At 49.3% G+C, this 12,978-nt stretch carries 6 protein-coding genes; all 6 read left to right on the forward strand.

Annotated elements, in window-relative coordinates; all coding sequences use genetic code 11:
* The first annotated feature begins 162 nt into the window (after window positions 1-162).
* The gene (gene rpoB, locus ACQ66Q_RS15320) at window positions 163-4,188 is read left to right on the forward strand and encodes a DNA-directed RNA polymerase subunit beta (protein ID WP_377248499.1); all 4,026 of its coding nucleotides are present in this window, start codon (window positions 163-165) and stop codon (window positions 4,186-4,188) included.
* A 95-nt stretch (window positions 4,189-4,283) separates the two neighbouring features.
* Complete coding sequence (gene rpoC, locus ACQ66Q_RS15325) at window positions 4,284-8,465, forward strand: DNA-directed RNA polymerase subunit beta' (RefSeq protein WP_430457591.1); 4,182 nt, start codon at window positions 4,284-4,286, stop codon at window positions 8,463-8,465.
* Window positions 8,466-8,623: 158 nt separating this feature from the next.
* Window positions 8,624-9,001 (forward strand): 30S ribosomal protein S12, encoded by a 378-nt coding sequence (rpsL, locus tag ACQ66Q_RS15330; RefSeq protein ID WP_031564163.1) that lies wholly within the window; start codon window positions 8,624-8,626, stop codon window positions 8,999-9,001.
* Window positions 9,002-9,083: 82 nt separating this feature from the next.
* A complete protein-coding gene (gene rpsG / locus ACQ66Q_RS15335; protein ID WP_031564165.1) occupies window positions 9,084-9,554 on the forward strand; it encodes a 30S ribosomal protein S7 in 471 nt (156 codons plus the stop codon).
* 27 nt (window positions 9,555-9,581) lie between these two features.
* Complete coding sequence (fusA, locus tag ACQ66Q_RS15340) at window positions 9,582-11,687, forward strand: elongation factor G (protein ID WP_430457592.1); 2,106 nt, start codon at window positions 9,582-9,584, stop codon at window positions 11,685-11,687.
* A gap of 53 nt (window positions 11,688-11,740) precedes the next feature.
* On the forward strand, window positions 11,741-12,925 hold the full coding sequence (gene tuf / locus ACQ66Q_RS15345) for an elongation factor Tu (RefSeq protein WP_430457593.1): 1,185 nt from the start codon (window positions 11,741-11,743) through the stop codon (window positions 12,923-12,925).
* Window positions 12,926-12,978 lie beyond the last annotated feature (53 nt).

Consider the following 12,978-nt stretch of genomic DNA (forward strand, 5'->3'; position numbering starts at 1 on the left):
TTAGACGCCTGATTTCAGGCTAGGCTGGTGGTGATTTAACCACCGGCCTTTTTGCGCTGTGGGATATTGATTTTCCCCGCCCCTTATGACGCCATAGTGGATGTCATAACCACCGCCCCGCAAGGGTAGGTAGGGTAAAAAATCAGCAAGCTGAGGAACCCCATGACTTACTCTTATTCTGAAAAGAAACGTATCCGTAAGGACTTCGGTAAACGTCCACAAGTGTTGGATGTACCATATCTGTTGTCGATTCAAATCGAATCGTTCAGCAAGTTTATTGAGCCAGATCCAGAAGGCGAATACGGCCTAGAAGCTGCGTTCCGTTCTGTTTTTCCAATCAAAAGTTACTCTGGCAGCGCAGAACTGCAGTACGTCAGCTATCGGATTGGTGAGCCGGTGTTTGATGTTAAAGAGTGTCAAATCCGCGGTGTAACCTACTCAGCGCCATTACGCGTCAAACTGCGCATGGTACTGTTTGATAAAGAAGCACCAGGTACGATCAAAGATATCCGCGAACAAGAAGTCTATATGGGCGAGATCCCATTGATGACTGAAAACGGTACTTTTGTTATCAATGGTACTGAGCGTGTTATTGTTTCTCAGCTGCACCGTAGTCCGGGCGTGTTTTTCGATCACGACCGTGGCAAGACTCACTCATCAGGCAAAGTGTTATATAACGCACGTGTGATCCCATACCGTGGGTCATGGCTTGATTTTGAGTTTGATGCCAAAGATGCTCTGTTCGTCCGTATCGACCGTCGCCGCAAACTGCCAGCGACCATTCTGTTACGTGCATTGAACCTGAGCACTGAAGACATCCTCACTACTTTCTTTGATAGCACCACGTTTGAGATCAAAGACGGTAAATTGATGATGGAAGTAGTTGCAAACCGCTTACGCGGTGAAACTGCTGCATTTGATATTAAAGATAACAATGGCGAAGTCATTGTTGAAGCTGGCCGCCGTATTACGGCTAAACATGTTCGCCAGTTAGAAAAAACCGGCATGACCCTGATGGAAGTACCACACGAGTACGTCGTCGGCCGCGTCCTTTCGAAAAATTATGCTGACCGTTCGACCGGAGAGATTATTGCCGAAGCGAACGCCGAGCTCACACTGGAGCTGTTAGCGAAACTTGCCAAAGCTGGTTATGAAAGCTTTGAGACATTATTTATCAACGATTTGGACCAAGGTGCATACATTTCTGACACCTTACGCATTGATCCGAGTAATAACCGGATGGAAGCTCTGGTCGAAATCTACCGCATGATGCGCCCTGGTGAACCACCAACGCGTGAAGCAGCGGAAACTTTATTCGAAAATCTGTTCTTCTCTGAAGATCGTTACGACCTGTCAACTGTAGGCCGCATGAAGTTCAACCGTCGGGTGAATTTCGAAGAAGGCACAGGTGTTGGCGTACTGAGCAAAGAAGACATTCTTGCTGTCATGAAAGTCCTGATCAATATCCGGAACGGTAACGGCGAAGTCGATGATATCGACCACCTGGGTAACCGTCGGATCCGTTCAGTTGGCGAAATGGCAGAAAACCAATTCCGTGTTGGTTTAGTTCGTGTTGAGCGTGCAGTTAAAGAACGTCTGTCATTAGGCGATCTGGATGCTGTGATGCCACAGGATTTGATCAATGCCAAGCCAATCTCTGCAGCAGTGAAAGAGTTTTTCGGTTCAAGCCAACTGTCTCAGTTCATGGACCAAAACAACCCATTGTCAGAAGTTACGCACAAACGTCGTATCTCCGCATTAGGCCCTGGTGGTCTGACGCGTGAACGCGCCGGCTTCGAAGTCCGCGACGTTCACCCGACACACTATGGCCGCGTATGTCCAATCGAAACGCCTGAAGGTCCGAACATCGGTCTGATCAACTCGCTGTCTATGTTCGCACAGACCAACGAGTACGGTTTCCTGGAAACCCCATACCGCCGGATTGAAGATGGTATCGTCACTGACGAAGTCGATTTCCTGTCAGCGATTGAAGAAGGTAACTTCGTCATTGCACAGGCAAACGCTGAACTGAGCGCAGAAAACCGTCTGGTTGAAGAGCTGGTTCCTTGCCGTTTCAAAAACGAATTCACACTGATGCCAGCCGACAAGGTCCAGTATATGGACGTTGCTCCGCAGCAGATCGTGTCAGTCGCTGCAGCTCTGATCCCGTTCCTGGAACACGATGACGCCAACCGCGCATTAATGGGTTCGAACATGCAACGTCAGGCCGTACCAACTTTGCGTGCTGATAAGCCGTTAGTAGGTACCGGTGTTGAGCGTGTTGTTGCTAAAGATTCTGGTGTGACTGTGGTCGCGAAACGTGGTGGTGTGATTGATTACGTCGACGCCAGCCGCATCGTGATTAAAGTACACGAAGAAGAGATGGTTGCCGGTGAAGCCGGTATCGATATCTATAACCTGACGAAGTACACCCGTTCTAACCAGAACACCTGTATCAATCAGCGCCCATGTGTTAACCATGGTGAACCGATTGAACGTGGTGACGTCCTCGCTGACGGTCCGTCTACAGATTTAGGCGAGCTGGCGTTAGGCCAAAACTTACGCGTCGCGTTCATGCCTTGGAATGGTTACAACTTCGAAGACTCGATTTTGTTATCAGAGCGTTTAGTCCAGGAAGATCGCCTGACCACTATCCATATTCAGGAACTGAGCTGTATCGCCCGCGATACCAAGTTAGGTGCTGAAGAAATCACGGCCGACATTCCAAACGTCGGTGAATCAGCGCTGTCGAAACTGGATGAAGCCGGTATCGTCTACATCGGTGCTGAAGTGAAAGGTGGCGACATTCTGGTCGGTAAAGTGACACCAAAAGGTGAGAGCCAGCTGACACCAGAAGAAAAACTGTTACGTGCGATTTTTGGTGAGAAAGCGTCTGACGTTAAAGATACTTCTTTACGCGTACCAAACTCAGTGACTGGTACAGTCATTGATGTCCAGGTTTTCACCCGTGATGGCGTGGAAAAAGACAAACGTGCGCGTGAAATTGAAGAGATGGAAATCAAGCAGGCCAAAAAAGACCTGAATGAAGAATTCCGTATTCTCGAAGAAGGTATTTTCAGTCGCGCCCGTAACCTGCTGGAAGGTACTGGTGTTGATCGCGCTAAGCTGAACAACATGCGCGGTGACGTGCTGTTGTCGCAAAGCCTGGCTGACGAAGACAAACAGAACGATTTAGAACAATTAGCGGCTCAGTACGAAGAAATTCGTATTGAATACGACAAGAAGTTCGAAGCAAAACGCCGCAAGATTGTACAGGGCGATGACCTGGCTCCTGGCGTGTTGAAAATCGTTAAAGTTTACTTAGCGGTAAAACGTCGCATCCAGCCAGGTGACAAAATGGCCGGCCGTCACGGTAACAAGGGTGTTATCTCATCTATCGTGCCAGTTGAAGACATGCCATATGACGAAAAAGGTCAGCCGGTTGATATCGTTCTGAACCCGCTGGGCGTTCCGTCACGGATGAACATCGGTCAGATCCTGGAAACGCACTTAGGCTTAGCCGCTCGTGGTATCGGTGACAAGATCGACGCCATGATTAAAGAGCAAAAAGAAGTCGCAGAGATCCGTGACTTCCTGGTGAAAGCCTATGCTCTGGGTGAATCTCGTCAGAACGTTGATGTAGCAAACTTTACCGATGACGAAGTCCGTCGTCTGGCGCAGAACCTGCGTAAAGGTTTACCTGTTGCATCTCCGGTCTTTGATGGCGCGAAAGAAAGCGAAATCAAAGAACTGTTGGCTCTGGCAGATTTACCGACTAGCGGTCAGATCACGTTGTATGACGGTCGTACCGGTAATACCTTCGAGCGTAAAGTTACAGTTGGCTACATGTACATGCTGAAACTGAACCACTTGGTTGATGACAAGATGCACGCCCGTTCTACCGGTTCGTACAGTCTGGTTACCCAACAGCCACTGGGCGGTAAAGCTCAGTTCGGTGGTCAGCGCTTCGGTGAGATGGAAGTGTGGGCACTGGAAGCATACGGTGCAGCCTATACCCTGCAGGAAATGTTGACTGTGAAGTCTGATGACGTGAATGGCCGGACCAAGATGTATAAAAACATCGTGGATGGCGACCACCGCATGGAACCAGGCATGCCAGAATCTTTCAACGTATTGATGAAAGAAATCCGTTCGCTCGGTATCAACATCGAATTGGAAGAGGAATAACCCTCGGCCCCCCTGCGCAAGCAGGGGGAATTTGCTGAGTAATGATTTGGGGCCTTCGCGCCCCCTGACTGGTTAACCTCTGACAGGAGAGTAAAGTGAAAGACTTATTAAAGTTTCTGAAACAGCAAACAAAAACTGAAGAGTTCGATGTGATCCGCATTGGCCTGTCTTCACCGGACATGATCCGTTCGTGGTCATTTGGTGAAGTGAAAAAGCCAGAAACCATCAACTACCGGACCTTTAAGCCAGAGCGCGATGGCCTGTTTTGTGCCCGCATCTTTGGCCCGGTGAAAGATTATGAATGTCTGTGCGGTAAGTACAAACGTCTGAAACACCGTGGTGTGATTTGTGAGAAGTGTGGCGTTGAAGTCACACTGACCAAAGTGCGCCGTGAGCGCATGGGCCATATTGAACTGGCAAGCCCGGTTGCCCATATTTGGTTCCTGAAGTCACTGCCGAGCCGTATCGGTTTACTGTTAGACATGACACTACGTGATATCGAGCGCGTGCTGTATTTCGAAAGCTACGTAGTGACTGAGCCAGGTATGACTTCTTTAGAGCGTCGTCAGATGCTGACTGAGGAAGAATACTTAGACGTGCTGGAAGAGCACGGCGACGAGTTCGAAGCCAAAATGGGTGCAGAAGCAATTCTGGATCTGTTGAAAGGCATTGAACTGGCTACAGAAATTAAGCAAATGCGTGAAGAGTTGCCAACGATCAACTCTGAAACCAAACGGAAAAAAATCAGCAAACGCTTAAAACTGATGGAAGCGTTCCACACTTCTGGTAACAAACCGGAGTGGATGATCATGACAGTGCTGCCAGTTCTGCCACCGGATTTACGTCCGCTGGTTCCTCTGGACGGCGGTCGTTTTGCGACTTCAGATCTGAACGATCTGTACCGTCGTGTGATCAACCGGAACAACCGTCTGAAGCGTCTGTTAGATCTGTCTGCGCCTGACATCATCGTCCGTAACGAAAAGCGGATGTTGCAGGAAGCTGTGGATGCGCTGTTAGATAACGGTCGTCGTGGCCGTGCTATTACTGGTTCTAACAAGCGTCCGCTGAAATCTTTAGCTGACATGATCAAAGGTAAGCAAGGTCGTTTCCGTCAGAACTTATTAGGTAAGCGCGTCGACTATTCAGGTCGTTCTGTTATTACCGTAGGCCCTACACTGCGTCTGCACCAGTGTGGTCTGCCGAAGAAAATGGCTCTTGAACTGTTCAAACCGTTCATCTATGGCAAGCTGGAAGCTCGTGGTTTAGCCACGACTATCAAAGCTGCCAAGAAAATGGTTGAGCGCGAAGAAGGTGCTGTATGGGACGTTCTGGACGAAGTCATCCGTGAACATCCGGTCCTGCTGAACCGCGCACCAACACTGCACCGTCTGGGTATCCAGGCTTTTGAGCCAGTGCTGATTGAAGGTAAAGCGATCCAACTGCACCCATTGGTGTGTGCGGCATACAACGCCGACTTCGACGGTGACCAGATGGCGGTACACGTACCGCTGACGCTGGAAGCTCAGTTAGAAGCCCGTGCGCTGATGATGTCTACCAACAACGTACTGTCGCCAGCGAATGGTGAACCAATCATCGTTCCTTCACAGGACGTTGTGTTGGGTCTGTATTACATGACTCGTGACGCGGTCAACGCCAAAGGCGAAGGCATGATGTTCAAGAGCCCGAAAGAAGCGGAAAAAGCATTCCGTGCTGGCGTTGCCAGCCTGCATGCCCGCGTCAAAGTGCGCTTGACTGAAGTGACGAACCATGAAGACGGTACAAGTACCAGCAAGACATCTGTACGTGATACGACTGTTGGCCGTGCAATTCTGTACTCTATCCTGCCAACAGGTCTGGCGTTTGATTCTATCAACCAGGCAATGGGCAAGAAGCAGATTTCACGCTTACTGAACGGTTCATATCGTCGGATCGGCCTGAAAAACACTGTTATTCTGGCTGACCAAATCATGTATACCGGTTTCCACTACGCGATGCTGTCAGGTGTGTCTGTAGGTATTGATGATATGGTCATCCCTGCGGCAAAAGTTGACATCATCGGTGCTGCAGAAGCAGAAGTTGCGGAAATTCAGGACCAGTTCCAACAAGGTCTGGTTACCGCCGGTGAAAAGTACAACAAAGTTATCGATATCTGGTCAACGGCAAACGAAGCGTTGTCAAAAGCCATGATGGATAATTTGTCGAAAGAAAAAGTAATAGATCGCGACGGCAACGAAGTGACGCAACCATCATTTAACTCTGTGTATATGATGGCCGACTCTGGCGCTCGGGGCTCACCAGCTCAGATCCGTCAGTTAGCCGGTATGCGTGGTCTGATGGCAAAACCAGATGGTTCAATCATCGAAACGCCAATCACTGCAAACTTCCGTGAAGGCTTAAGCGTTCTGCAGTACTTCATCTCTACTCACGGTGCGCGTAAAGGTCTTGCCGATACCGCACTGAAGACAGCGAACTCGGGTTACCTGACGCGCCGTCTGGTTGACGTTGCACAAGATTTGGTTGTGACTGAGTCTGACTGCGGATCAGACCGCGGCATTATGATGAAACCATTGATTGAAGGTGGTGACGTTGTAGAAGGTCTGCGTGAGCGCGTGTTGGGTCGGGTTGTTATCGGCGACGTTATTGTGCCGGCGACTGGTGAAGTGCTGGTAACAGACGGCACCATGCTGGATGAACAGTTGTGTGACCTGATCGAAAGCCACTCAATTGATGAAGTTTATGTCCGTTCTGTAATCACCTGTCAGACCAACTTTGGCGTTTGCGCGAAGTGTTACGGTCGTGATCTGGCCCGTGGCCATATCATCAACGCCGGTGAAGCGGTGGGTGTTATCGCGGCGCAGTCTATCGGTGAACCAGGTACTCAGTTGACGATGCGGACATTCCACATCGGTGGTGCGGCATCGCGGGCCTCTGCTGAAAACAGTGTACAGGTGAAAAACTCCGGTACCCTGAAGCTGCATAACGCGAAGTTTGTTCGCAATACTGACGACAAGATCGTTATCACGTCACGTTCAGCTGAAGTGACAGTGTTCGACGAGCAAGGTCGTGAGAAAGAGCGTTACAAGCTGCCATACGGTTCTGTGTTAACGATTGACGACAACAGCACTGTGACTGCCGGTCAAATCGTCGCGAACTGGGATCCGCATTCACACCCAATCATTGTGGAACGTGGTGCTAAGGTTTCATTCAGCGATGTTGACGACAGTAACACTGAAGTTCAGCAAGATGACCTGACTGGTTTAAGTCGGACTGTAGTAAAAGACCTGTCCAAGGTTAATGCGAAGGAGCCAAAACTCATTCTCGCTATGGACGACGGTGCACTGCAGGAAATTCGTCTGCCAAGTTTCACGACTATCGAAATTACCGATGGTCAGAACGTGAAGCCAGGTACTGTGTTAGCGCGCATTCCACAAGAAGGCTCGAAAACACGCGACATCACCGGTGGTCTGCCGCGCGTTGCGGACTTGTTCGAAGCGCGTAAGCCAAAAGATCCAGCTATTCTGGCCGAGATCTCAGGTGTCATCAGCTTCGGTAAAGAAACCAAAGGCAAACGTCGTCTGATTATCACGCCGGAGCAAGGTGACTCTCATGAAGAGATGATCCCGAAATGGCGTCAGGTGAACGTGTTCGAAGGTGAACGTATCGAGAAAGGTGAGGTTATCTCTGAAGGTCCAGAGTCACCACACGACATCCTGCGTTTACGTGGCGTCCACCATGTAGCCAGCTACATTGTGAACGAAGTACAGGACGTTTACCGTCTGCAGGGCGTTAAGATCAACGACAAGCACATTGAAACGATTATTCGTCAAATGCTGCGTAAGTGCGTGATCCTGCACCCGGGTGACAGTGAGTTCCTCGAAGGCGAACAGGTTGAAGTGTCTCGTGTGAACATCGCAAACGTAGAACTGGAAGCCGCAGGTAAGATCCCTGCGAAGTACGAGCGCAGCCTGCTGGGTATTACCAAAGCATCGCTGTCAACGGACTCTTTCATTTCTGCAGCATCGTTCCAGGAAACCACACGCGTTCTGACAGAAGCTGCAGTAGGCGGAAAAACCGACGAACTGCGCGGTCTGAAAGAAAACGTGATTGTGGGTCGTCTGATCCCAGCCGGTACCGGTTTCGCCTATCACCAGAACCGTACACGTCAACGTGCGCGGATCGCCAATGGTGAAGTGGCAGAACCTGCAATGAGCGCTGAAGTGGCTGAACAAGCCCTTACAGACGCCCTGAACATGGACCTGTCCGGTAACGACGATTAATCACGTCTGAAATAGCTGGAAAGCCCGCCGTATCTTAGATGCGGCGGGCTTTTTCTTTCTTGACAGGTCAAAGGTTGACCAGTAGAATTCCGCGGCCCCCGATTTCGGGTGCGGAATTACACGTTTATTGGGTATATTTTTTAAACCAGGAGTATTTAATGGCAACAATCAACCAGCTAGTGCGTAAGCCGCGCAGCCAGGTGGTCTCTAAGAGCACCGTTCCGGCGCTCGAGGCTTGCCCACAGAAGCGTGGTGTTTGTACCCGCGTATACACCACTACCCCTAAGAAGCCAAACTCAGCACTGCGTAAAGTATGCCGTGTCCGTTTAACAAACGGTTTTGAAGTTTCTTCTTACATTGGTGGTGAAGGCCACAACTTACAGGAACACAGCGTTGTCCTGATCCGTGGCGGCCGGGTAAAAGACCTTCCAGGTGTGCGCTACCACACCGTACGCGGCACATTAGACTGTGCAGGCGTTAAAGATCGTAAGCAAGGCCGTTCTAAATACGGCGCTAAACGGCCGAAGAATAAATAACTTAACTCCGTTAAGTAAGGCCAAACTAAACAACTTTTTTCATTAAAAGTTTTGGAATCACCTGAAGCAATCGGAGTTTCGAATGCCAAGAAGACGCGTCATAGGTCAACGTAAAATCCTTCCAGATCCTAAATTCGGAAGTGAACTGCTGGCCAAGTTCGTAAACGTCGTAATGATCGACGGTAAAAAATCAATCGCTGAATCAATCGTATACGGCGCATTGGAAATTGCAGCAACCAAGTCTAAAAAAGCTGAACTGGATATCTTTGAAGTTGCACTGGATAACATCCGTCCAACGGTAGAAGTTAAATCACGCCGTGTGGGTGGTTCTACTTATCAGGTTCCATGTGAAGTTCGTCAGGTTCGCCGCAATGCGTTAGCAATGCGTTGGTTGACAGAAGCAGCCCGTAAACGTGGTGAGAAATCAATGGCCCAGCGTTTGGCTGGTGAAATGCTGGATGCTATTGAGAATAAAGGTTCTGCTGTTAAGAAGCGTGAAGACGTACACCGTATGGCTGAAGCGAACAAAGCTTTCGCTCACTTCCGCTGGTAATTTAGACCGTATAAAGAGGATTCGATTGTGGCACGTACTACTCCTATTGAACGCTATCGGAATATCGGTATCGTTGCTCACGTTGACGCGGGTAAAACCACGACTTCAGAGCGCGTGCTGTTTTATACCGGCCGTTCACATAAAATTGGTGAAGTACACGACGGCGCTGCAACCATGGACTGGATGGAACAGGAGCAGGAGCGTGGTATCACTATCACGTCTGCTGCGACTACCGCTTTCTGGTCTGGGATGCAACAGCAGTTCGAGCAACACCGAATTAACCTGATTGATACTCCGGGGCACGTCGACTTTACTATAGAAGTCGAACGGTCTCTGCGGGTACTTGATGGTGCTGTTGTTGTGCTTTGTGGTTCTTCAGGTGTGCAACCGCAAACTGAAACCGTATGGCGGCAAGCGAATAAGTATGAAGTCCCGCGGATGATATTCGTCAACAAGCTGGATCGTACTGGCGCAAACTTCCTGCGTGTAGTCAAGCAAGCGCGCGATCGCCTGAACTCGACAATCGTTCCAATTCAGCTGCCTATTGGTGCTGAAGAAAATTTCAAAGGCGTTATCGACCTGATCAAGATGAAAACCATTAATTGGAATGAAGCTGATCAGGGTATGACGTTCACTTACGAGGATATCCCTGCTGATATGCTCGATGAAGCGAACGAGTGGCGCCAAAACATGATTGAAGCCGCAGCTGAATCTAATGAAGAGCTGATGGAGCGCTACCTTGATGGTGGCGATTTCTCAGAAGATGAGATCCGTGCAGCATTGCGTGACTTGACTGTTCGTAACCAGGTTGTACTGGTGATGTGCGGTTCAGCCTTTAAAAATAAAGGCGTTCAGGCCATGCTCGACAACGTCATTTACTTTTTACCTTCGCCAACTGAAGTGAAAGCCATTAAAGGTATTCACGAAGATGATTCTGAAGGTGAGCGTCACTCAAGTGATGACGAGCCGTTCTCAGCATTAGCATTTAAAATTGCGACAGACCCTTTCGTGGGCACCCTGACATTCTTCCGCGTTTACTCAGGCGTTGTTGAAGCCGGCTCTGCTGTGTATAACTCAGTAAAGCAGAAAAGAGAGCGCATCGGCCGTATCGTGCAAATGCACGCTAACAGTCGGGAAGAAATTAAAGAAGTCCGCGCAGGTGATATTGCAGCAGCTATCGGTTTAAAAGACACAACGACCGGTGACACTCTTTGTGACGAGAATAATGTGATTATTCTCGAGCGGATGGAGTTCCCGGAACCGGTTATTTCGGTGGCAGTGGAGCCAAAAACTAAAGCTGACCAGGAAAAGATGGGGATCGCGCTGAGTAAATTAGCAGCTGAAGATCCATCATTCCGTGTTCATACTGATGACGAGACGGGTCAAACCATTATCTCGGGTATGGGTGAACTACACCTGGAAATCATCGTTGATCGAATGAAGCGCGAGTTTAAGGTCGAAGCGAACGTGGGTAAACCTCAGGTTGCCTATCGTGAAACGGTCCGTGGTACCACGGAAGTTGAAGGAAAGTTCGTACGCCAATCTGGCGGACGTGGCCAATTTGGTCATTGTTGGCTGAAGATTGAACCACTGGAAGAAGGCAAGGGTTACGAATTTGTGAATGCTGTGGTTGGCGGTGTGATTCCTAAGGAGTTCATTCCGGCGATCGATAAAGGTATTCAGGAACAAATGAAAAACGGGATCCTTGCCGGTTATCCGGTCATCGATGTGAAGGTTTCTGTATTTGATGGTTCATACCACGATGTTGACTCAAACGAAATGGCGTTCAAAATTGCTGCTTCGATGGGCTTCAAAAAAGGTGCTCTACAAGCCAAGCCAGTTCTGCTGGAGCCTATGATGAAAGTTGAGGTGGTGACACCTGAAGACTTCATGGGCGATATCGTAGGTGACTTAAACCGTCGCCGCGGTATTATCAATGGCATGGAAGACGCTCCTGGTGGTATTAAAGTCGTCGACGCACAAGTGCCGTTATCAGAAATGTTTGGCTATGCGACCAGTATGCGGTCTTTAACGCAGGGTCGTGCTTCGTATTCAATGGAACCATTGAAGTATATGGAGGCACCTAATAACGTGACTGAAGCGATTATTGCTGCTCGCAGAACAGGCGAATAATTAATTAATTCGGCCCGGTCTAAGTCGGGTCTACTTAACAGAAGGTAATTGAAATGGCTAAGGCTAAATTTGAACGTAACAAACCGCACGTAAACGTAGGCACAATCGGCCACGTTGACCACGGTAAAACTACTCTGACAGCAGCTATCACCAACGTACTGGCAAAGCACTACGGCGGTCAGGCTTTCTCATTCGACCAAATCGATAAAGCGCCAGAAGAAAAAGCTCGTGGTATCACGATCAACACTTCTCACGTTGAATACGACACCCCAACTCGCCACTACGCACACGTAGACTGCCCAGGCCACGCTGACTATGTTAAAAACATGATCACTGGTGCTGCTCAGATGGACGGCGCTATTCTGGTAGTAGCTGCAACTGACGGCCCAATGCCACAGACTCGTGAGCACATCCTGTTATCTCGTCAGGTAGGCGTTCCATACATCATCGTGTTCATGAACAAATGTGACATGGTAGATGACGAAGAGCTGTTAGAGCTGGTAGAAATGGAAGTTCGTGAACTTCTTTCTGACTACGATTTCCCAGGTGATGACCTGCCGGTAATCCGTGGTTCAGCGCTGAAAGGTCTGGAAGGCGACGCAGTTTGGGAACAGAAGATCCTGGAACTGGGTAACGCACTGGATACTTACATTCCAGAGCCAGTCCGTGCGATTGATAAGCCATTCATCATGCCAATCGAAGACGTATTCTCAATTGCTGGTCGCGGTACAGTAGTAACTGGTCGTGTAGAGCAGGGTATCGTGAAAGTAGGCGAGTCAGTAGAAATCGTTGGTCTGAAAGACACAGTGACAACTACTTGTACTGGTGTTGAAATGTTCCGTAAGCTGCTGGACGAAGGTCGTGCAGGCGAGAACATCGGCGCGCTGTTACGTGGTACTAAACGTGAAGACGTAGAACGTGGTCAAGTACTGGCGAAGCCAGGTTCAATCAAGCCACACACGAAGTTTGAAGGCGAAGTGTACGTACTGTCAAAAGAAGAAGGTGGTCGTCATACTCCATTCTTCAAAGGCTACCGTCCACAGTTCTACTTCCGTACAACTGACGTGACTGGTGCAGTAGAGCTGCCAGAAGGCGTAGAGATGGTAATGCCAGGCGACAACCTGAAGTTTGTGGTTGAGCTGATCAACCCAATCGCGATGGATGAAGGTCTGCGTTTTGCAATCCGTGAAGGCGGCCGTACAGTAGGTGCGGGCGTAGTAGCGAAGATCCTGGCGTAATAGTCTGGATATAGAAAAGGGCTCCTCTGGAGCCCTTTTTGTTTTCAGCAATT

The sequence above is a fragment of the Rheinheimera sp. genome (assembly GCF_965283995.1).
GTDB lineage: Bacteria > Pseudomonadota > Gammaproteobacteria > Enterobacterales > Alteromonadaceae > Pararheinheimera.